General features: G+C 74.9%; 18 protein-coding genes and 1 pseudogene. 12 read left to right on the top strand and 7 right to left on the bottom strand.

Annotated elements, in window-relative coordinates; all coding sequences use genetic code 11:
- The first annotated feature begins 188 nt into the window (after positions 1-188).
- Both JAO84_RS35280 and JAO84_RS35275 read left to right on the top strand, forming a co-directional pair.
- Complete coding sequence (locus JAO84_RS35280) at positions 189-914, top strand: dienelactone hydrolase family protein (protein ID WP_370416519.1); 726 nt, start codon at positions 189-191, stop codon at positions 912-914.
- A gap of 207 nt (positions 915-1,121) precedes the next feature.
- Complete coding sequence (locus JAO84_RS35275) at positions 1,122-1,811, top strand: beta-glucanase (RefSeq protein WP_370416518.1); 690 nt, start codon at positions 1,122-1,124, stop codon at positions 1,809-1,811.
- Here the strand turns inward: JAO84_RS35275 and JAO84_RS35270 are convergent.
- Positions 1,799-2,359, bottom strand: coding sequence for an HPP family protein (locus JAO84_RS35270; protein ID WP_370416517.1), 561 nt, complete (start codon positions 2,357-2,359; stop codon positions 1,799-1,801). The two genes, JAO84_RS35275 and JAO84_RS35270, sit on opposite strands and share 13 nt — an antisense overlap.
- A gap of 216 nt (positions 2,360-2,575) precedes the next feature.
- Positions 2,576-3,937 (bottom strand): hypothetical protein, encoded by a 1,362-nt coding sequence (locus JAO84_RS35265; protein WP_370416516.1) that lies wholly within the window; start codon positions 3,935-3,937, stop codon positions 2,576-2,578.
- A gap of 110 nt (positions 3,938-4,047) precedes the next feature.
- On the opposite strand from JAO84_RS35265, the gene JAO84_RS35260 reads away from it, so the two are divergent.
- The 7 genes from JAO84_RS35260 to JAO84_RS35230 all read left to right on the top strand — a co-directional run bounded on the left by JAO84_RS35260 (position 4,048) and on the right by JAO84_RS35230 (position 11,490).
- Positions 4,048-6,201 carry a hypothetical protein gene (locus JAO84_RS35260; RefSeq protein WP_370416515.1) on the top strand — a complete coding sequence of 718 codons (2,154 nt, stop codon included), beginning with the start codon at positions 4,048-4,050 and terminating at the stop codon, positions 6,199-6,201.
- Between the two features lie 148 nt (positions 6,202-6,349).
- Positions 6,350-7,273: an aldo/keto reductase family oxidoreductase gene (locus JAO84_RS35255; RefSeq protein ID WP_370416950.1), complete on the top strand. Its 924-nt coding sequence runs from the start codon at positions 6,350-6,352 to the stop codon at positions 7,271-7,273.
- Positions 7,274-7,344: 71 nt separating this feature from the next.
- The gene (locus JAO84_RS35250) at positions 7,345-8,202 is read left to right on the top strand and encodes an N-formylglutamate amidohydrolase (RefSeq protein WP_370416514.1); all 858 of its coding nucleotides are present in this window, start codon (positions 7,345-7,347) and stop codon (positions 8,200-8,202) included.
- An 88-nt stretch (positions 8,203-8,290) separates the two neighbouring features.
- On the top strand, positions 8,291-8,560 hold the full coding sequence (locus JAO84_RS35245) for a DUF6296 family protein (RefSeq protein ID WP_265867293.1): 270 nt from the start codon (positions 8,291-8,293) through the stop codon (positions 8,558-8,560).
- A gap of 60 nt (positions 8,561-8,620) precedes the next feature.
- A complete protein-coding gene (locus tag JAO84_RS35240; protein WP_265867294.1) occupies positions 8,621-8,905 on the top strand; it encodes a hypothetical protein in 285 nt (94 codons plus the stop codon).
- Positions 8,906-9,060: 155 nt separating this feature from the next.
- A complete protein-coding gene (locus tag JAO84_RS35235) occupies positions 9,061-11,163 on the top strand; it encodes a protein kinase (RefSeq protein ID WP_370416513.1) in 2,103 nt (700 codons plus the stop codon).
- A gap of 42 nt (positions 11,164-11,205) precedes the next feature.
- Positions 11,206-11,490: a hypothetical protein gene (locus JAO84_RS35230; protein ID WP_370416512.1), complete on the top strand. Its 285-nt coding sequence runs from the start codon at positions 11,206-11,208 to the stop codon at positions 11,488-11,490.
- A 39-nt stretch (positions 11,491-11,529) separates the two neighbouring features.
- Here JAO84_RS35230 and JAO84_RS35225 read toward each other — a convergent pair whose 3' ends face one another.
- Positions 11,530-12,762 (bottom strand): chitosanase, encoded by a 1,233-nt coding sequence (locus JAO84_RS35225; protein WP_370416511.1) that lies wholly within the window; start codon positions 12,760-12,762, stop codon positions 11,530-11,532.
- Positions 12,763-13,061: 299 nt separating this feature from the next.
- Here JAO84_RS35225 and JAO84_RS35220 point away from each other — a divergent pair, with 299 nt between their 5' ends.
- Positions 13,062-13,883, top strand: a complete 822-nt coding sequence (locus JAO84_RS35220; protein ID WP_370416510.1) for a hypothetical protein — start codon at positions 13,062-13,064, stop codon at positions 13,881-13,883.
- 116 nt (positions 13,884-13,999) lie between these two features.
- Positions 14,000-15,316 carry an NAD(P)/FAD-dependent oxidoreductase gene (locus JAO84_RS35215; RefSeq protein ID WP_370416509.1) on the top strand — a complete coding sequence of 439 codons (1,317 nt, stop codon included), beginning with the start codon at positions 14,000-14,002 and terminating at the stop codon, positions 15,314-15,316.
- 96 nt (positions 15,317-15,412) lie between these two features.
- Here the strand turns inward: JAO84_RS35215 and JAO84_RS35210 are convergent, their stop codons facing one another.
- The 3 genes from JAO84_RS35210 to rpmG all read right to left on the bottom strand — a co-directional run bounded on the left by JAO84_RS35210 (position 15,413) and on the right by rpmG (position 18,050).
- Complete coding sequence (locus JAO84_RS35210) at positions 15,413-16,774, bottom strand: carbohydrate-binding protein (protein WP_370416508.1); 1,362 nt, start codon at positions 16,772-16,774, stop codon at positions 15,413-15,415.
- Between the two features lie 90 nt (positions 16,775-16,864).
- Positions 16,865-17,791, bottom strand: coding sequence for a LysR substrate-binding domain-containing protein (locus JAO84_RS35205; protein ID WP_370416507.1), 927 nt, complete (start codon positions 17,789-17,791; stop codon positions 16,865-16,867).
- A gap of 94 nt (positions 17,792-17,885) precedes the next feature.
- Positions 17,886-18,050, bottom strand: a complete 165-nt coding sequence (gene rpmG / locus JAO84_RS35200) for a 50S ribosomal protein L33 (RefSeq protein WP_265867302.1) — start codon at positions 18,048-18,050, stop codon at positions 17,886-17,888.
- Positions 18,051-18,358: 308 nt separating this feature from the next.
- Here rpmG and JAO84_RS35195 point away from each other — a divergent pair.
- A pseudogene (locus JAO84_RS35195) lies at positions 18,359-20,357 on the top strand (serine/threonine-protein kinase).
- Positions 20,358-20,623: 266 nt separating this feature from the next.
- On the opposite strand, the gene JAO84_RS35190 reads toward JAO84_RS35195, so the two are convergent.
- Positions 20,624-21,520, bottom strand: a complete 897-nt coding sequence (locus JAO84_RS35190; RefSeq protein ID WP_370416506.1) for a sigma-70 family RNA polymerase sigma factor — start codon at positions 21,518-21,520, stop codon at positions 20,624-20,626.
- Positions 21,521-21,575: the final 55 nt, after the last annotated feature.

Raw genomic sequence — 21,575 nt, 5'->3', positions numbered from 1 at the left:
TCTGGCGGACGGCGGCCAGACGCTGCGGCGGCCAATACGGCGGCACGCTCTCCCGTACGGGCGGAGGGCGAGGTGCTGCTCGTGCTCGCCGTGGACGCCGCCGCGGCGGACGCAGTCGGGACAGACGGCTGTCTGCCATCGGTGAACACCACCCCGAGCGGGCGCAACGGTCATTACCGTCCAGTCGCATGACGACGGTCACAACCCGTACGGTCGAGTACCCGGCCGACGACCTGACGATGATCGGACACCTCGCGCTCCCGGCCGGTACCGGGCGCCGGCCCGCGGTCCTGATCGGACCCGAGGGGATGGGGCTCAGCGATGTCGAGCGCCGGCGGGCCGAGGCTCTGGCCGGGCTGGGGTACGTGGCGCTGGCATTCGACCTGCACGGCGGACGCTATTTGGGTGACCCCGAGGAGATGTTGGCCCGGTGCATGCCGCTGCTCGCCGATCCCGACCGCATGCGAGGCATCGGTCACGCCGCGCTCGACGTATTGCGTGCCGAACCACGGGCCGACCCCGGCCGGACCGCCGCCGTCGGCTACGGCACCGGGGGCGCGGTCGCACTGGAACTCGGTCGCGATGGCGTCGACCTGCGCGCGATCGGGACGGTCAACGCGCTGACCACGGGCCGACCGGGCGAGGCGGCACGCATTCGCTGCCCGGTGTGGGCCGGGGTCGGGTCGGAAGACCCGATCATGCCGCCCGCGCAACGGGAGGCGTTCGCCGCGGAGATGCAGGCCGCGGGCGTCGACTGGCGCCTCGTGGTCTACGGAGGAGCCCTTCACGCCTTCCACCATCCGCCGGTCGACCACCCCACGGTCCCCGGCGTCGGCCACCACCCACGGCACGCGGAGCGAGCCTGGCGTGACGTGGTCGCCCTGCTCGCCGAGTGCCTGCCCGTCACGGATTGATCCGATCGGCTCCTGGTACTCACTCCTGAGTCCTGCACGGTGAGCTGCCGGTTCAGCTCCTGGTGGTGCCGGTCGGTCCGGGCGGGAGGCCGCGCGGATGGCGAGTTCACGCCACGGAGGCGGGGGTTCCGCATTTCTGCGGCCTCCTCGGGCAGCACACACCCGAGCCCGCGGCCGGAACCACGGCCGCCGACACGAGGAGCGACCATGCCGAGCCGCCAACCGGCCGACGAGCCGGTCTTCATCGCCGACTTCTCCGCACCGGACCAGTGGGTGGCGGGCCGTTCGTGGGCCTATCCCGACGGCGGACCCGTCAACCCCCGGGACAACAAGCTGGACCACCTGGTCGAGGACCCCGCGTACAGCCGGTCCGGGGTCTTCCGGGCGAGCCGCCGGCGGGACGGGCTGTGGGACGCGGGGCTGCTGACCACCGAGGGCAGCCGGGAGGGCTTCGAGGTGCGGACGGGCGACGTCCTGGAGGCGCGGGTGCGGCTGCCGGAGGAGATGGGCGCCTGGCCGGCGATCTGGACCTGGCGGGACGGCGGCCAGGAGGTCGACGTCTTCGAGTACCACCCGGACAACCCGGATCTCCTCGAACTGTCCAACCATGTCCGCGGCACCCACCTCTACCACCGCTCGCCGGCGGTGCGGCCGGGCGGAACGATCCGGCTGCGCACCGAGTTCGGCGCCCGGTCGGTGGTGTGGTGGGTCGACGACGAGGAGGTCTTCGCGGACCGGCGGGGCGTCGGGCGGTCCTGGCACGCCGGTCTGATCGTCAATCTGTCGGTGTGCGCGGGCCGCTACCACCCGGCGCCCGACCCGGACGTCGACGAGATGTCGTACGAGGTGAGCGGCCTGCGGGTGTTCCGGCCGGGCGGCGCCGGTCACCACCAGTAGGCCGGGTACCTCGGCGCGCCGCGGCGCAGCCGGGAGACGGCGAACTCCATGAGGACGAGCACGATCGACGCACCCAACAGCAGCGGCACGAAACGGACCGGCGCGGGCTCCTGAAGGACGATCACGACGGCGGTCGCGCAGGCGGGCGCGTGCGGGGTGCGGGCGAGGAAGGTGAGGGCCAGGGTCACGCCGGTCGCGATCGCGGCGGCCCAGGCGGTCGGTCCGGCCAGGGCCAGGATCGCGTAGCCCACCCCGGCGGCGAGCAGATGGCCGAGGACGACGCTGCGCGGCTGCGAGAGCGGGAGCGTGGGAGCGCTGTGCACGAGCGCGGCGCTCGCGGCGAGCGGCGGTATCAGCACCGGCTCGTGGATGACCGCGCCGATCGCGACGAGCCCGAGCAGGACGACTGTCACGGCGCCGATGCTGTGGAACGCCGCCGCCGGCGCCGGGCGGGCCGGGGCCCGGGCGACGATCCGGGGCCTGGGCCGGGAGTCGGTCCCGCTCTCGGAGTCGGTCTCGGTCGTGGGTGCGGCAGTGTCGGTGCTCATGGTGACGTGTGTGGTTTCCGGGCAGGCGGCCTCGAGCCGGCGGGGAGGGCAGGGATCGGCGGGCAGGCGTACGAGACGCTGTGGTCGACAGTCGGCCCGCCCTTGCGCCCACGCCCGCATCGCCCCGATACGGGCGACACGACCACCCCGATGGTATACAAAACGTTGAAGCGCCGACGAGCCGGATCCCACGGACCGAGACAGATGCGTCGCAGGTCACAGCCCTACGTCCATCAGCATCCCCTCCATCCGCGCCCGCCCGAGCCCGGGATGGGCAGCCGCCGCCTCGACCACCTTGGGGTCTTGGTCTGCCAAAAGCACGTCGAGCAGGCCCTCCGGGAGACGTGGGTGCCGGGCCGCCTCGGCGCGTACGAAGGCCTCGGGGTCGGCGGCGAGCCGGCGGAGGTGGTCGAGCGGCAGCTCGGGGTCCCGCAGCACGACGAACCGCGCCCCCGCGCCCGGCGCGTCCACCAGGGTGCGCAGCCGGTGCCGTGGGAAACGGGGATGGTCGACGATCAGCTGCCGGGTGTGATACGCCTCGCCGTGCTCCCGGAGCAGCGCCTCCAGGACCTCCGGCGGCGCGTCGGGCCGTCGGGCGGCGATCCGCCGGACTCCGACGTCCGGGTCGGCGTCGAGGCGTCGCCACGCCTCGGCCGGCAGATCCGGGCAGGCGGCGAGGGCGCGCCGGAACCTCGCGTGGGGGCAGTCCAGGTAGGTCAGGCGCTCCCCGAGCGGGACTTCGCGCAGCCAGTCGGGCTGCGCCATGTTCCAGCAGAGCGCCACCATCGCCGGAATACTGCCCGCCGCACTCTCCGCTGCGACCAGCGCGAACAGGTGGTCCCGCGTCGCGGGGTCGACATGGCGGCTGAGGGCGAGGCTGATCCGTACGCTCGGGTCGGTCGAGTCGAGGAGCTCGGTGACCATGCCGGCGGTCAGGTACGGGTTCCCGGCCACCGTCCGTACGAGCCGCTCGTCCCCGCTGTCCACGAGCGTGGTGAAGGCTTCCCACGTCAGCGGCACGCGGCCCGCCAGGTGGCCGCGCACCGCAGGGTCGGCAAGGAACCGGTCCACGGATTCCGGCGGGACGCCCGGCTTCGCCTGCTCGGTCGCGGCGGCCCGGACCTCCGGGGCGGGGTCGGCGAGGAAGCGCTCCTGTACGTCGAGGGGGCGATCGTGCCAGCAGCGCGCGACCACCGCGCGCACGGCGGGGTCCGGGTCGACCATGAGTTCCGTCCGCGGCCGACCGTAGGCCTCCTCCAGATGATCGAAGCCGATCTGACTGCCGCCGGCCACGATGTCGCGGACAAAACTCGCGTGCGCGTCGCGGACCGCAGGGTCGGGGTGGGCGGCGATCAGGCGGCGCGTCGCCGGGGAGATGCGGTCGCCGTACATCAGGGTCGCGGCATCCGCTCCCCCGTGCCTCAGCATCGCCTCGGCTACGGCGTCCGGGAGCCGTCCTCGGCGCGACGTCAGCCCGTGCCGTCCTGCGTCGTGCGCGGCCAGGCGGACCAGCAGGTCCTCGGGGGCGGCCGGGTTGCGGCCCAGGCCGGAGAGTTCGGGGTGGCGGAGGCTCGTCATGGGTCCCAGACAAGCAGGCGCCGGTCGGCGGCGGGGCGCATCCGCGGAAGGACGGAGGAGAACGGAGGAGGGCTTCCGGATGGGGCATGCGCCACTGACATAATCCGCACATGCGTACGGGCGAGCCGATCAGTCACCGACCGGATCTGGGCCTGGTGGTGGTTCCGCCGGGCGACGCCAAGGTGTCCGTCTCGTTCGCCGTGTTCGACGACTCCGTTCCCGCGCTGCGTGCCTTCGTGCTGTCGCGCCTCGGCGGAGCCGGCGCCGTGGAGCGGGCGCCGCGCGGGGCACGGTGTACGCGGCTCGTGCCGGTGGTCGTGGGGCTCGTGCCGCGACCCGACAACACGTACAACCCGCGCGCCGTGTCGATCACCGCGTTGCCGGTGGACGGCGGTTCGGCGCACGCGCGGCACCTGGGGTACGCGTACGACAGCTTTCTGCACTTCCAGGGCGCGGACATCCACCGGCTTGCCGAGGCCTCGCCCGTGCCGATCGGCTGTCACGGGTGGATCGAGCTGGAGCCGGTCGATCCGGAAGAGGCGGCGGACCGGCAGGAGTTCGACCCGGACGGGGACGGGGCGCCGGGCCGGGACCGGCCGTTCACGCTCGCCGAGCAGATCGCGGCGGGGCACTGGATCGGGGCCGTACGGCTCAACCTGCCCGACCGGGACGAGCTGCGCGCGCTGGTCGACGCCTTCGACCCCGCCGGGTTGCCGGACGCCCGGCCCGAGCCCGAGCACGAGTCCGCCGACGCCGCACCGGGACCCGCCCCCGCACCGCTCCCCCACGACCCGGAGGCCGAGCGGCGGGTCGCGGCCTGGGCCCGTTATCGGGCGCTGCCGCACGACTTCGCCGGGCTGCGCGCGGTCAGCCGGACCGTGCACGGGCGGGAGTCGGTGCTCGTCGTGGACCGGGCGGGGCTCACGGCGGGCGAGTTCCATCTGCCGGACGGGCCGCTGACGCTGCTCGACGAGCGGGTACGGCCCGAAGCGGTGGCGGCGCTGCGCCGGCACGGGGTGCGCCCGCCCGAGGCGCCGGACACCGACGGGTTCCCGGACGCGACCGTCGTCGTCGGCAGCGGCGGACCCGGCGGCCCGGTGTGGTCGCTGCGGGTGGTCATGGACGGAGTCGCGCGCCGCGATCTGCCGGAGGCGGGCACGTACGACCCGGGTTCGGGCACGCTGACCGTGTACGCCGACGCGTACGCCGAGCCGATGGCGGCGCTCGTCCGCCGGCACGGGGCGGAGCCCCGGAGCGTGGTCCGCCGGGCGCCCGACGCCGACACCCGGGAGCACAACCGGCGCGCCGGGTCCCCGGCCACCCAGGCGGGGCCGCTGCGCAGCCCGGCCCGGCTGACGGCGAGCGCCCTCGCGCTGGTCCCGGCCCGGCACCGGCCGTGGCTGAACGCGCGGACGGTGTCCCCCGGTGAGCGCCCACCTGCGACGGCCGGCGCCGACAACTCGTACTACGTGCGCGAACTGACCGCGATGTTCGGGGCGCTCGCCGCGCCACGCCGTACCGCGCCATGCCGGCTGTGCGCCGCCCCGGCCCTGGAGACGGCGACGGGGCTCGCGTACTGCTTCGGCTGCTGCCGGCTGGCGCAGCGCGGGGTGATCAGGGACAACGACACGGACGGGCCGTGGACGGACGCGGTGATCCACGCGGTGCGCCGGCTGGCGGAGCTGGAGTTCTCCGGGCCGCCGTCGCTCGCCCAGCTGGGCCGGGTCACGGTCACCGAGCCGCGGCTCGCCGACGAGGCGATGCTGTGCCGGTTCCTGGTGCCGCGGCCGTTCGCGCGCCTCACGACCGCGCGCCCGGCGCGGCCGACCCGCGGCTGGAGCGACTGGCTCCGCCTGGCGGGCGTGCTGGACGGCGGGGTGCGGCAGGGACGGGGCACGGTGAGTGTGGCGAGCGACGGGCATCTGTGCCGGTCGCTGTTCGAGCGGCACGTCGACGACTTCTTCCATCACCACCGGGTGCCGCACGAGCCCGAACCGCACTACCCGCGGCACGAGGAGCTGAACACGACGGGCCTGCGCGCGGACTGGCTGCTCGCGGACGGCACGTACGTCGAGGCGCTGGGTCTGCTGGGGCAGGAGACGTACGCCGAGAAGGCGCGGCGGAAGGCGGAGTTGGCGCGGGTGTCCGGGATCCGGCTGGTGACCGTGACCGACCGGGACCTGGAGCGGCTCCCGGAGATCTTCGCCGAGTGGATTCCGAGTGGATTCCGTCGGCCGGCCGGCCGACGGCCTGTGGGAGGGTGAGGGCGTGACCTCGACCGAGACGAACGACCACCGGGGAGCCCAGGACGTGGACGTGGCCAAGGACGCGGATGTGGCCAAGGATGCGGACGTGGCCAAGGACGTGGACGTGGCCAGGGACACGGACGGCGGCCGGGTGCTGCTCGGCTGCATGGGCCTGGGCGGCGACTGGGACGGCGAGGGGTACTCCCCCGCCGACGTGGACGCGGCCGAGGCCGTGATCCGGGCGGCCCTGGAGAGCGGGATCACCGCCTTCGACCACGCCGACATCTACCGCCGCGGCAAGGCGGAGGCGGTGTTCGGCGAGGTGCTCGCCCGTACGCCGGGGCTGCGCGAGCGGATCACGCTCCAGTCCAAGTGCGGCATCCGGCTCGCGGACGGCGACCGGCCCGGCCTGTACGACCTGCGCGGGCCGAGCATCGTCCGCCGGGTCGAGGAGTCCCTGGCCCGGCTGCGCACCGACGCCCTCGACCTGCTCCTGCTCCACCGGCCCGACCCGCTCGCCGAGCCCGCCGAGATCGCCGCGGCCCTGGAGTCACTGCACCGGCAGGGCCTGGTGCGCCGGTTCGGCGTCTCCAACATGAACGCGGCGCAGATCGCCCGGATCCAGGACGCCCTGGACGGGCTCGGCTCGGGCCTCCGGCTGGTGGCGAACCAGCTGGAGATGAGCCTGCTGCGGCGCGACTGGCTGGAGGACGGCGTGCTCGTGAACACGCCCGCCGCGGCCGGCGTCGGCTTCCCGGCCGGCACGGTCGAGCACTGTCTGCGCCACGGGATCGCGCTGCAGGCGTGGGCACCGCTGGCGCAGGGCCGTTTCACGGGGCGTCAGGAGACGCCGGAGGAGCACGCCACCGCCAAGCTCGTCGCCGAGCTCGCCGCGGCCAAGGACACCACACCCGAGACGATCGTGCTGTGGTGGCTGCGGCGCCACCCGGCCCGGATCGTCCCGGTGATCGGCACCACCAGCCCCGGCCGGATCCGCGCCTGCCGCGACGCCGCCCTCGCCGAACCCGGCCTGGACCACGACGAGTGGTACCGGCTGTGGATCACGGCCCGCGGCGCCGCGCTGCCGTAGGGCCCGCGGGTTCGGCCCCTGCCACGCACACGACCTACGACCCACGACCCACCACCGAGGAGTCCGTCCCGATGACCGCCGACACCACTCCCGAAGGCCCCGAGGGCCCCGAGGGCCCGGCCCATGTGCTGCTCGCCGGCGCGCCGGACTCCCCGGTGCTGCTGCACGTGCCGCACTCCTCGCGCGTGGTGCCGCCGGAGGTGCGGGCCGGGATCGTGCTCGGGGACGCCGAGTTGGAGCGCGAGCTCGACCACATCACGGACTCCCACACCGAGGAGATCGCGGCCGTGGCCGCCGCGTCGGCGGGCACGGCGCCCTGGCGGTTCGTCAACCGGCTGTCGCGGCTCGTCGTCGACCCCGAGCGGTTCCCCGACGAGCGCGAGGAGATGCTGGCCGCCGGGATGGGCGCGGTGTACACGCGCACCACGCACCGCGCCGAGCTGCGCCCGGCCGGCTTCGACCCGGCGCCGCTGCTCGGGCGGTACTTCGAGCCGTACGCGGACGCCGTGACCCGGGCCGTGGACGCGCGGCTCGCGGCGACCGGCCGCGCGGTGATCGTGGACGTGCACTCGTACCCGACGGCCGCGCTCCCGTACGAACTGCACGGGGACGGGCCCCGGCCGCCGGTGTGCCTCGGCACGGACGCCTTCCACACCCCGCCGGCGCTGCTGTCGGCGGCGCGGCGGGCGTTCGCCGGGTTCGGCGGCATGGGCACGGACAGTCCGTTCGCCGGGACGTACGTGCCGCTCGCGCACTACGGGCGGGATCCGCGGGTCTCGGCGCTGATGGTGGAGATCCGCCGCGACGGCTACATGACCGAGCCGGGCGGTCCGGCCGGGCCCGGCGTGCGGGCCCTCGGCGTGGCCCTGGCGGCCCTGGTGGACGCGGTGACGGACGAGGTGCTCAGCGCGGGCCCGGGCGTTTCCTGAACCCCCCTCCGGCCCCCGCGCAGCCCGGGGCGGCCGGAAGGGCGGGATGATCGGGCGGGATCGGGCGGGATCGGGCCGGAGCCGTAAAATGGGGCGGGTGAGCGCACGCAGGTACGAGCTGGTGTTCTCCGACGGCGCGGGCGAGGCCCGTGACGTCGTGGTCGTCGAGCGGACCCCGGCGGCGGGCCCCGGAGGCCATCCGGTCTACACGGACCCGACCGGGATCATCCGGGCCGAGATCAGCGACCGCGACGAGGTGCGGATGCTCGCCTCGGGCGGGCATCAGGAGACGCCGCAGGCCGTCGTCGCGCGGCCGCTGCCGGAGGCCCCGGACACCGCGCCGCCGAATGTCGCCTAAGCTGCCGTGATGACCACTTTCGACCCCTCTTCCGCTTCCGCTTCCGCTCCCTCTCGTCACGTGCGCGTCACCATCGAGCTCATCGCCGAGATCACCGACGAGGAGGCGCTCAAGGCCGCCGCGCTCGACCAGGTCCGGGACGACGCCTACCTGGAGGACGCGGAGCGCGCCGAGGCCATCGAGGCCATCGGCATCGACCCGTCCGGCTCCCTGGCCCACTTCATCGACCCGGTCGCCCTCCTCGGCTCCGTGCCGGGCGTCGAGCTGGCCGCCGCCACCTGGGAGTCCGCGCGTACGGACTACGACCCGGACGAGGAGACCTGGGAGGAGCACGACCTGGCCTGAGGCCCGTTCCGGGGCCGGGAACCCTGGCCACGAACCGTGGCGGGGAACCGTGGAGGGCGCTCCGCCGTCCCCCACGACCGGGCGGCGCGGACTCGACCTGAGCCCCGCGCGCCTGGTAGGAGAACCCTGCACGGTTCGTACGGCGAGGGGGCACCATGAGACCGCTGGAGGCGGGGGATCCGGAATCGGTCGGGGACGGCCGGTACCGGTTGGTCGGGCGGCTCGGACAGGGCGGCATGGGGGTGGTCTATCTCGGCCGCTCCCGGTCCGGCCGGGCCGTGGCCGTGAAGGTCGTACGTCCGGAGCTGGGCACCGACCCCGAGTTTCTGCGCAGGTTCGCGCAGGAGGTCGCGGCGGCGCGGCGGGTCGGCGGCTTCCACACCGCGCCGGTGGTCGACGCGGACCCCGAGGGGCGGCCGGCCTGGCTGGTGACCGCGTACGTGCCGGGGCCGACCCTGCGCACGGTCATCGATCACGTCGGGGCGCTGCCCGAGGACACCCTGAGCGTGCTCGCCGCCGGGCTCGCGGAGGCCCTGGAGGCGATCCACCGGGCCGGGGTGGTGCACCGGGACCTCAAACCGGCGAACATCGTGGTCGCCGAGGACGGCCCCCGGGTCATCGACTTCGGCATCGCGCGGGCCCTGGACGGCTCGACCGCGCTCACCCGCACCGGGCTCCAGGTCGGCACGCCCGGCTATCTCGCGCCGGAGCAGCTGACGGGCGGGGCGATCACCCCGGCCGTGGACATGTTCGCGCTGGGGGTGGTGCTGTGCCAGGCGGCGGGCGGCTCCCCGTTCGGCGAGGCCGCCTCCTCGGCGGCGTGGCTCTACCGCGTGGTGCACGAGGAACCCGATCTGTCCGCCGTCCCCGCCGCGCTGCGCGGCCCGGTCGGCGCCTGCCTGGCGAAGGACCCGGCGCGGCGGCCGACGCCCACCGCCTTCATCGACTCCCTGACGGTCCACCACCCCGCCGACGAGGGCTGGCTCCCGGACGCGGCGACGCTGCTCCTGGCGACGGTGCCGCAGGTTCCTCAGGTGCCGGCCACCGTGGCCGCCGCCACCACGGAGGTCACGCCGGAGCCGGTGCTGGTTACGGAACCGGAGCCGGTGCCGGTACCGCAACCGGAGACGACTCCCACGCAACTGCCTGAGCCGGAACCCGAACCTCAACCAGTCCCTGAGCCGGCCCCCGAGCCGGAGCACCCGACACGGCCCTTGGACACGGATACGACCGCGGACACGGATCCGGGTACCGGTACGGGGCGGAGGCGCGGGGTCGCGCTTGCCGCCGCGCTCGTCGTGTGCGCGGCCGTCGTCGCGGGCGTGGTGGTCTGGCAGCCCTGGGATCGTCACCGGGCCGAAGGCAACAACGGCGGGGGCGGCAAGGCGTCCGCCGGCTCCTCCACTCCCTCCCCCGCCGCGCTGCCGACGGCCCCGCTGCTGGTGCGACAGGACACCGCGCCGGGCTGGCCCGGGAAATGCCACGGGGTGATCGCCGAACGTCCGGCGGCGACGGACACGCCGCGGCGGCTGCTTGCCGACTCGTCCGGTCCCGGGGACTGCGACATGCTGCCCCAGTGGGCGCCGGACCGGGCCTCGTTCGCCTTCACGCGCCGCAACTCCGAGGGCACCGCGGTGTGGACGGCGAAGGCCGACGGCTCCGGCGCGCGCCGGATCACCTCGATCGCCGGCGGCCGGGTGTCGTGGTCGCCGGACGGCACCCGGCTCGCGGTGCTGCGCGTGTCGGACGGTGTGCAGCAGCTCTACGAGGTGACGGTCGCGGACCGCTCGGTCCGCCGGCTCACCCACAGCGCCACCCGTGTCGAGGACCCGGCCTGGTCCCCCGACGGCCGCTCCATCGCGATCTGTCTGGAGGCGGGCCCCGGCAACATGCAGATCCATCTCGTCGACCCGTCCGCCCCGGAGAGCGAGCCGCGCCAGGTGACCCGGCTGCCGCACACCGCCGTGGACCCGGTCTGGTCGCCGGACGGCAAGACCTTCGCGTACACCGCGGGCACGGACCGGAGCCCGGCGAAGGGCGACATCCGGCTGGTCTCCGTCGACGGCACCGGCGACCGCCCGCTGGTGACGACGTCCGCCCACGAGATGGACCCGGCCTGGTCGGCCGACGGCCGGTGGGTGGCCTTCGTCCGCGGCCCGTACGCGACGCCCGCGATCTACGCCGTGCGCGCCGACGGCACCGGCGAGCGCCGCCTCACGACCGGCACCCTGCCGGAGGGCCACCCGGCCTGGCGCTGACGGCGGGACCATGGGCCGGGACCATGCCTTAGCCTCGGGCGCATGGGTGCGGTGCTTCCTCTCGTGGCGATCTTCGGCGGCCTGCTCGCGGTGCTCGGCGGCTGTGCGTGGCTGGCCGTCTGGGTGCGGCGGCGCGGCACGGCGGGCGGCGGCGCCCGCGCGGCGCTTGCCGCCTGGGAGGAGGCGTACCGGATCACCTCCTACGAGGCGTACCAGGAGATCACGGCCGAGGCCCGCCGCAAGACCCCGCTGCCCTCGCCGGACGGTCCGGGCGGCCCGGGCGGCCGGTGGCGCGCCCGCCTCCGGCTGACCCGGCGCGAGCGCTGAGCGAGCTCGCGCGGGGACGGCGCCCGGACCGGGACCGGTTCAGCTGGTGATGGAGAACGGGTCTCCGTAGACGCTCCAGTACAGCGGGGTGTTGAGGTCGAAGTTGTTCTCGTTGAGGAAGCGGCGCTGGGCGGTGCTGACGCGCGTGGTGTCGCTGTGTGCCTCCTCCTTGCGCATCTCCTCCTCACGGGCGTCGAGGAAGGCGTTCAGGTACGTCTTCTCGTTGCCGCCGCGCGAGGGCGGCGTCGCCCGGGACATCGCGACCGCGCGGATCGAGCGGAAGCCGTCCTCGCCGTGCATGACGGCGGCGTCGTAGTAGGCGAACTGGCCCAGCGCGCGCAGGCCGTCGGACTTCGCCTGGGAGACGGCGGGGTTGAAGTAGACCCGGTCGCGCTCCTCCTCCTGGGTCTGGGTGAAGACGGAGTCCTGGGCGGCCTGGCGCCAGGCGGAGGTGAAGCCGGGGTCGAGGCCCTCGTGGGAGTCGGTGCCGTTCACCTTGCGCAGTGCGGGCAGGTAGGGGGCGAGCGGGTTGCTCGGCTTCTTCGCGGTGTAGCGCTCGACGAGGTCGAGCATGTCGCCGGTGCCGGAGCAGAAGCCGATGATGCCGGCGGTGTAGCCGCGGCCGTCGTCGATGTCCTCGATGTAGGCGAACTGGGCGCGCCAGTCGAGGGAGGAGTTCTCGAAGGAGGAGACCAGCTTCATGGCGATCTCCTTCTTCCGCGGGTCGTCGAGGTTGGTGCCGGTCGTCGGGGGCGGGGTGGTCGAGCCGGTGCCGTAGGCCTCGACCTCCCAGAGGGAGTAGCCGTACGGGGTGGCGCGCTGGGTGCCGAAGACGCGGAGGTAGCGTCCGGTGCCGTCGACGGCGAGGTCGTCGGTGCCGCCGTCGCCGGTGGTGGTGGCGTACACCTGGCGCCAGGTGGAGCCGTCGTCGGAGAGCTCGACGCGGTACGCCTTGGCGTAGGCGGCCTCCCACTTGAGGACGACCCGCTTGACGGCGGTGCCGGCGCCGAGGTCGATCCGTATCCACTGGTTGTCCACGCCCTCGGCGCTGGCCCAGCGGGTGGTGGTGGAGCCGTCGACCGCCTTGGTGCCGGTGAGCGAACTGGTCTCGTTCGACGAGGTGGTGACCGACTTGCCCTGCGCGAGGTTCCCGGTCGCGGCGCTGGCGGACGGCAGGAGCCCGGACAGGGCGGGCAGCAGGAGGCCGGTCGCCGCGGCGGCGACGAGGGCGGCGGTGCGGTGGCGTCGGAGGGCGTTGATGGTGGGGGGCATGTGGCTCCACTTTCTCGGGGTGGTCCCGTGTTCAGGTGGACGGATTCCTGACCAAGAACAGTTAGGAAAGCTTCCTAACTTGAGGCTGGAGCGTATGGGGCGCCGTGGCGCGCCGCAAGAGGAAGGACGGCAAAGGGAGTTGAAACACCGTCACCGCACCGCGCCCAAGACCTGCGCGGCAGTCCCGGAACCCGCTTGACCTGCGCTTTCGTCCACCGCACACTGGGCCGACCCCGGAGACGGCCCCAGGAGACACCCCGGGGACGGCAAGGGAGGGGGAATCCAGGGAGGGGAATCTCATGAGCACGCTCGACGACTGGCAGGACCGCTGCGAGCAGCTGTTCGTCGCAGGAGGCCACGCGGACGTCCGGCGCGCCGCCCGGGAGGGGATCGAGGAGCTCGGGCCCCACCCCGATCTGTACTGCTGGCTGGCGCTCGGGCATGTCGCCGAGGACGAGGACGACCACGACGACGAGGCCGAGCGGACGTTCCGGACCGGGCTCGCGCTCGATCCGGACCACCTCGGGCTGCTGGCCGGCTACGCGGAACTCTGTCTGCGCGCCGACGGCTTCGACCGGCCCGGGCGGGCCGGCCGCGCCGCCGGGCTGACCCGGCGGCTCAAGGAGCTCGCGCCCGACTCGGCCGAGGCCGGCCGGGTCGAGGCCGTCGAACGCTGGACCCGGCGCGGCTACTGGGACGACATCAGGATGCGTACGGCGGCGCGCGCGGCGGAGACCGACGACCGGCGGCGCGCCACCGAGGCACAGGCCCGTACGCTCGGCGAGGACCTGTCCCGGGGCGGTGCGACGGCGCCCGTCGACCCCACCGACCGGGACGCCCTGGTACGGGCGGCGACCGTCGAGGCGCTCGCCGGGCCGTGGAACGCGCCGGTGCGCTTCCTCGGGCGTCACCGTTCGGCGGCGTGGGTGGTCTCGGTGGCGCTCTGTCTGGTCACCAACGCCGTGCTCCGGCAGACGGGTGTGGTGGACTCCTTCAGCTTCTGGGGCTACCTCTGGCTGCTCCCGGTCCTGCTCGTCGACCACCGGTTCAGGGCGGTCCGCAAGGAGGCCGAGGCCCGCCATCTCGCCGCGCTCGAGGCCTCGTTCGCCGAGCGGAGCTGATCGCCAACCTGACCGCGGACCTGACCGCGGACCGGATCAGGGGCCCATCCGCGCGGGCCGGTAGGGTCGCGACGGGGGCGCCGGACCAGGCGGTGCCGTAAGCATCAGGGGGTTGTGTGAAGCGGGCCGTGGTCATGGGCGGCAGTTACGCGGGGCTGTTCGCGGCGCGCGTGCTGAGCGAGTGGGCCGACGAGGTGATCGTCCTGGAGGCCGACGGGATCGGCGCGGACGGGACGGGCCGGCGCGCGCCGCACCGTCGGCAGCTGCACGCGCTGCTTGCCATGGGTCACGCGCAGCTGGAGCGCTGGTTCCCGGGGCTGACGGCCGAGCTGGTCGCGGCCGGCGCGTGCCTCGGCGAGGGCGACGACGTGCGGTTCTACGTGGACGGCAGGCTGAAGGCGCCGGCCGAGGGGCGGCGGATGCTCGGGGTCACCCGTCCGTTCCTGGAGGCGGCGGTGCGCCGGCGGGTCGGCGCGCTCCCCGGCGTACGCCTGGTGCACGGGCAGGCCGCCGGCCTGGTCCTGGAGGGCGGGCGGGTGCGCGGGGTGCGCACGGCCGAGGGGGACGTCCTGGACGCGGAGTTCGCGGTCGACGCGACGGGACGGTCCAGCCGGCTCGGGCACTGGCTGGCGGAGGCCGGCTGGGCGCAGGCACCGGTCGAGCGGATGCGGGTGGACCTGGGGTACGCGACCGCCGAATTCCGGCGCGGGGACGAGCTGGGCACGACGGTCGTCGCCCACAACACGCCCGGTCCGGCGAGCGACTACCAGCCCACGCTCTGCGAACCCGGCGCGCTGGCCGCGGTGGAGGGCGACCGCTGGTCGGTGGTGCTCGCGGGGTACGCCGGGTACCGGCCGGGGTCCGAACCGAAGGAGTTCCTCGCCCGGATGCGGCGCGGCATCGAGCCGCTGCGGACCGTCGCCGGCACCTGCGAGATGGCGGGTGAGGTGGCGACCTTCCACTTCCGGGAGAGCGTCCGGCGCGACTACGGGCGTCTGGACCGCTTCCCCGGCGGCCTGGTCGTGGTCGGCGACGCGCTGGCGAGCGTCAACCCGGTGTACGGGCAGGGCCTGACGCTGGCCGCCCTGCAGGCCAATTCCCTGGCCGCGCACCTTCGTTCGGGGGCGGGGGCGGACCCCGGCACGCCCGCGTGGGGGTACTTCCGGCGCGCGGGGGTCGTGGTCGACGCGGCCTGGCAGCTGTCGACCACCGCCGACCTCGCCCAGCCGCACGTCACCGGCCCCTATCCGCCCGGCTACCGGCTGCTGCGCTGGGCGGGCGACCGGCTCACGGAGGCGTCGGTCCTCGACTCCGAGGTCAACACCACCTACCTCAAGGTGGTCAACATGCTCGAGCACCCGCGCACCCTCACCCGCCCCGCCGTCCTGCTGCGCGCGGCCCGGGTGCTGCTCGCCGCGGACGGGCGCCGGTGACGCCGTACCCGTAGGCAGACGCCGAACCCGTAGCAGACTGAGGCGGGCCGCACCGGAAGGTGGTGCGGCCCGCCCGTGCGGCGCGTCCGCCGCTTCTCAGAGGCGCTGCCAGAGCGCCGGGACGTTGGGCGGTTCCCAGCCCGTCTGGGCCTGGTGGCCCTGGAGGCAGCGATAGGTCGCGCCGCCGTACGTGACGGTGTCACCGGCCGCGTAGACGGTGCCCGCCTGCCAGCTGCCGCCCGGCTCGGGGTCGCCGGGGCCGGGGTCGCCGGGGCCCGGGTCGGAGCCGGTGGTCTTCAGGGTCAGGCCGTAGTTCTGCAGGATCGGGTTGAGCGGCTGGAAGTACGTGGTGCCGCCGCTGGAGCAGTTGCCCGAGCCGCCGGAGGTGACGCCCTGGGCCTGGCTGCCGGAGATGTACGAGCCGCCGGAGTCGCCGGGCTCGGCGCAGACCGTGGTCCGGGTGACGCCGGAGACGGTGCCCTCCTGGTAGGTGACGCTGGTGTTGTGCTGCTGGATGGTGCCGCAGTGCCAGCCGGTGGTGGAGCCGGAGCGGCACACGGAGGCGCCGACGGGCTGCAGCACGGAGCCGGTGACCTGGACGTTGGCGCCGCCGGCGCCCTTGACGTACGGGGTGGCGGTCCAGCTGGAGTTGGCGGCGACCCAGGCCATGTCGTTGCCGGGGAAGATCGAGGCCTGGAAGGAGCCCTGGGCGACCTGGTTGAAGCCGGTCGTGGTGGTGCCGGCGCGGCCGCAGTGTCCGGCGGTCGCGAAGCCCTGGGTGGTGCCGCGGGTGACCGGGAAGCCGACCGAACAGCGCCCGCCGCCCATGTAGTACGCGTCGCCGCCGCGCAGGTCGTAGAGCGGGCGGGGCGCCTCGGCGGCGCGGACCACGGTGACCAGGTCGCGGGCCACGCCGGTGGCCGCGAGCAGCCGGTCGGCGGCGCCGGCCCGGGCCTCCTCGACGACGAGCCGGTTGGCGCGGACGTCGACGTAACGGACCGGCGCGTCGGCGGTCGCGGCCCGGTCGAGCGCGGCCTGGGCGCGCTCCAGATCGGTCAGGCTGTGCGCCACCAGACGGGCCTTCGCCCCGGTCGCGCGTATCGCGGGCAGGTCGGCGGCGCGGGTCGTGGCCACGGTGAGGGCGGCGGACTCGGCCCCGTCGACCCATGCACCGGCGAACGCGCCGCCGATGTCCTGCCGGACCCGGGCGGCGGTCGCCCCGGCCGCCGCCTCATGGGCCAGTCTGCTGAGCGCCTGCGGCCGGCTCAGGCCCAGGTCGCGCTCCATGGCGTCGAGGACTTCGGGCTGGGCGGCGGAGACGCCGAGGGTGTCGGCGGCGGTCTTCGCGGTGGGGGCGGATGGGGTCAGGGCCGTGGCGGGGGCGGCCTGGAGCGCGGCCAGCGCCAGTCCGGCGGCGGCCAGCACGGTGCCGGCCGCGCGGACGGAGCGTCGGAGCATGCGGATCTCCTCGGTTTCGTGGGGGAACTCCCGAAACCGTAGAAATCCCGTGGCCCGCACGGGAGTTGTCAGTCGGCCCCTGCCATCGCGTTATGGCCCGGTCGGGCCGCGGGTCGCGCTGCGCGCCAGGGCGTCGGCGTGGGCGGCGCGGGCGTGGGCGAGGACGTCGGGGGCGCGGCGGGCGGCACGGGATTCGGGGTGCCAGCCGAGGAGATGGCGCCAGATGAGCGGGGTGCCGGTCAGGGGGCGGGTGACCAGGCCGGGGGTGGCGGGGAAGGTCGCCCGGCACAGGCCGACGGCGCGGCCCACCTGGACCAGGTGGACGCAGGAGGCGGTGTCCGTCTCGTAGACGCAGCCCGGGGTGAACCCGGCCCGTACGCAGGCGGCGGCGAAGCAGTCGCCGAAGCAGCCGTCGCCGGGCACGTCGGTCCAGGCCTCGTCGGCGAGGTCGGCCAGGTCGATCTCGGCGCGGTGGGCGAGCGGGTGGCCGGCGGCGAGCATGACGTGCACGGGGTCGCGGGCGACCTCCGTCCAGGCCAGCCGTCCGGCCTCCGGCGGGCTGCTCTCGCCGCAGACTCCGACGAGGGCGAAGTCGAGCCGTCCGGCGGCCACCCCGCCGGCGATCTCCCGCTCGGACCAGGAGGTGTACGTGGTGACGGGCGCGCCCGGTCCGCCGCGGGCCAGCCGGTCGACGAGCCCGCCGAGCAGCGGCCCGTGGGTGCCGCCGAGCCGGTGTCCAGTGGCGCCCTCCCGGGCGAACCGCACCGCCTCCTCCTGCAGTTCGCACACGGCGGGCAGGACCACCCGGGCGCGTTCGAGCACCAGGTCCCCGAGCGCGGTGGCCCGGACCCCGGCCCGCCCGCGCTCGAACAGCGCGCCGCCGAGCGCCCGCTCGATCCGCTTCAACTGCGCGCTGAGCGCGGGCTGCGCGAGCCCGAGCGCGGTGGCCGCCCGGGTGAGGCTGCCGGCGTCGGCGATCGCCCGGATCGTCTTGAGGTGCCTCAACTCCAAGTCCATGAGCCAAGCTTGACGGCAGCGGACAGTAAAGGTCCAGACCAGTGCGGGGAGTTGGTACTCAGGGCCCGGTCCCTGCCGGACCTCGGCTCATGCGTCAGCGCTCCTCGCGGAAGTCGACGTGGGCGCCGAGGACGGGGTCGTACTTGCGCAGGATCAGGCGGTCGGGGTCGTTCTGGCGGTTCTTGCGGGTCACGTAGGTGACGCCGGTGCCGGCCGTGGACCGGAGGGTGACCACGGGGCGCTGGGTGGTGCGTGCCATGCGTGCTGCTCCTTACCGGCTGCCGCCGACGAGCTCGGTCGACTCGGGCGGGCCAGCCTCGTGCGGTGTAACCACGCCCCCGTCCCCCGCATTCCCGTGCTTCTCCGCCCCCGCTTCCCCCCTCCACCGGGGTCGTCTCCGAGAGGGTACGCTGCGGCCGAAAGCCGCTCCCTCGTCCGCCCCGGAGCCCTTCCAGGCCCTCTCCTCCCCCGGCCGTCACCCTCCGGGGTCACAGGAACGCGCCACAACGGATAGGGTGCCGAGCGATAAACCGGGATCCGCAGTTCCGCACGGGGAGAAAGATACTGATGAGTGGTCAGCAGCCGGGCAGCGCCGGCGACGCCGCGGGGGTCTTCCAGCCGCTCGACGCCGACGACCCGACGACCGTCGCCGGTTACCGTCTGGCCGCCCGCCTCGGCGCCGGCGGCATGGGCAAGGTGTATCTGTCGTACACGCCCGGGGGCCGCCCCGTCGCCATCAAGGTGATCCGGCCGGAGTTCGGCGAGGACGCCGAGTTCCGCCGCCGGTTCGCGCAGGAGGTGCGCTCCGCGCAGCGCGTGCAGGGGCTGTTCACCGCGCCCGTCATCGACGCCGACGCCGAGGGCACCAAGCCGTGGCTGGCGACGGCGTACGTGCCGGGGCCGTCGCTCGCCGACGCCGTCGTCGCGCACGGGGCGATGCCGGACGAGACGGTGCTGCTGCTCGTCGCGGGCATGGCCGAGGCGCTGCAGGTGATCCACGGCGCCGGGCTCGTGCACCGCGACCTGAAGCCGTCGAACGTGCTGCTCGCCTCCGACGGCCCCCGCGTCATCGACTTCGGCATCGCGCACGCCGCCGACGCGACCTCGCTCACCGGCAGCGGCGTCACCATCGGTACGCCGTCCTTCATGGCCCCCGAGCAGGCGGCCGGCCGCCGGGTCACCCCGGCCACCGACGTCTTCGCGCTCGGCCAGGTCGCCGTGTACGCGGCGACGGGCGTGCCCGCGTTCGGCGAGGGCACCGGGCACGGGGTGCTGTACCGGATCGTGCACGAGCAGCCCGATCTGAGCGCGGTCCCGGAGCGGCTGAGCCAGCTGGTCACCCGCTGCCTCGCCAAGGACCCGGAGGAGCGGCCGTCGATCGCCGAGGTGATCCGGCTGTGCCAAGAGGCCAACGCGGGGACCGTGCTGCGCCGCCCCGAGGACTGGCTGCCGGGCGCGGTCTCCGCCGACATCACGGCCCGCGCCGCGACCCCGGCGCCCGTGCAGGCGCCCCCGCAGCCCATGCAGGCGCCCCAGGCCTCCCAGGTTCCCCAGGCACCGCCGCAGCCGCCGACGGCCGCGCCGGCGGTTCCCGCGGCCGGGTACACGCCCACCGCGCCGGCCGGCCCGGCCCCGGGCCACGCGCCGACGGCCCACGCGACGCCGCCCGTCGGGTACGCCCCGACCGCCCCGGCCGGCGCCCCCCGGTACGCCTCAGGGGCCGGCCGCCGCGCCGCCGCACCCGGGCCACGCCTACGCCCCGACGCACACCGGCGCCGCCCCGACGCCCACGCCGGGCCCCGCCCCCGTCCCGTACCCGGGCACGGGCTCGTACCCGGCCGTCACGGGCAGCTTCCCGAACGCGCAGGGACACCCGACGCCGTACCCCGGCACGCCGGGCGCTCCGGGCGGGCAGCCGCCGGCCAAGCCCAAGAGCACCGCCAAGCGGACGCTGATCGTGGCGCTGGCCGCCGCGCTCGTGTTCGGCGGGGGCGGCGCGGGCGCCGTCTACTTCCTCACGAAGGGCGACAACAAGGGCGGTAGCTCGGCGAGCGGCGGCAACAAGGCAGGCGGCCAGAGCACCGGCAAGGCGGGGTCGAGCAGTGCGCCGTCGAACGGCTCGTCGTCGGGCGACGGTTCCGGCGGCTCGTCGGCGTCCGCAAAGCCGTCCCAGAAGGCCGACCCGACGCCGGTCGACTACAAGAACATCAACCTCACCGCCGGGTACCACCTGACGCTCGGCGACGAGGTCGTCCGGCCGCAGGAGGGCCAGGACAGCAACTACGAACTGTCCTACAGCACCGGCGGACACCTCGACGCCGAGGCCACCGGCGGCAAACTGGTGCTGCTCGACCCGGGCCAGGAGGGCACCCTCGACGTGTGCCGGGCGGAGACCCGCTTCACGAACAAGGTGTACGACAGCCAGCTGTCGCCCGGCCGCCAGATGTGCGTCATCACCGGCACCGGCCACATGGGCCTGGTCACGCTCAAGGCCTTCTCGCCGGACGACTCGCCCAGCACCTACGTGACGCTCGACCTCACGGTCTGGCGCAACGGCGCGGTCTAGGCCGTGTCTTTCGGATCAGGGTCGGATAGGCCGCGGCGTCTGGTGCGGTGCATCGCAAGGCGGCGGAGCGTCGCGATAGCGGAGCTATCGGGGCGCTTCGGCAACGCGGCGAGGTGCCGTGCCAGGCGTCGCGGACCCGGCCAAGATCCGGAAGACACGGCCTAGGCCCCACCCCGGCCCGCATCCGAGCCGGTGTCTCGCCCGGGCGGTCCGTGACCGCCCGGGCGAGCACGGCGCTGCCGCCGAGGACCGCGCCCGCCGGGGCCTCAGGCCGGGACCGTGAGCTCCATCGCCGCGAGGCGGTCCGGCTCGGCCACGACCTCGATGCCGGTGATGAGGCCGTCGTCCGCCACCGCGAAAGTGAGGACGAGACGGAGACGCCCCTGGGGGGCCATCGCGAGGGCGAAGGCGCCGTCGACGAGGGCGAGGCCGGTGAAACGGGCGCGGCCCATGGCCGCAAGCGCGCCCTGGGCGACGGTGCGGCCGCCGCTGACGGTGATCGGTTCGGGGGTCGGGACGACCAGCCGGTCGGCGTGCAGGACGACGTCGGGGTGGAGGAGGCCGACCAGCGCCTCGAGGTCGCCGCCGCGGGTCGCGGCGAGGAAGGCCTCGACGACGCGCCGCCGCCGCAGGAGGTCGGGGCTAGCGGCGGCCGGGGCGGTGCCGCCCCTGACCCGGCGGCGGGCGCGGCTGGCGAGCTGGCGCACGGCGGTCGGGGTGCGCTCAAGGAGGGTCGCGATGTCGTCGAAGGGTACGGCGAACAGGTCGTGCAGGACGAAGGCGAGCCGTTCGGCCGGGGCGAGGGTGTCGAGGACGACGAGCAGGGCGACGCCGACGGAGTCGGCCGTCACGGCCTCCTCCTCCGGGTCGTACCCGGGCCGCCAGGACCCGGGTTCGCCGGGCCGGGCGTCGAGGGGGTCCTCGCGGCGCCGGTCGCGGGACCTGAGCATGTTGAGGCAGACTCGGGAGACGACGGTGGTGAGCCAGCCGCCGAGGTTCTCGACGCCGGCGACCCCGGCCTCGTTCGCCCGCAGCCAGGCCTCCTGCAGCGCGTCGTCGGCCTCGGCGAGCGAGCCGAGCATCCGGTAGGCGACCGCGCGCAGATGCGGCCGGTCCTGTTCGAACCGTTCCGTCAGCGCCGCGCCGTCGTCCGTCGCCCGCATGTCCCGCCGCTCCCCCACTCGCCCCATCTGCGTGAACGCCTCATCAAAGCACGGC

This window comes from Streptomyces fradiae (assembly GCF_041270065.1).
Lineage (GTDB): Bacteria > Actinomycetota > Actinomycetes > Streptomycetales > Streptomycetaceae > Streptomyces.
Note: the sequence above shows the minus strand (reverse complement) of the source record. Positions and strands in the feature narration are given on the sequence as shown.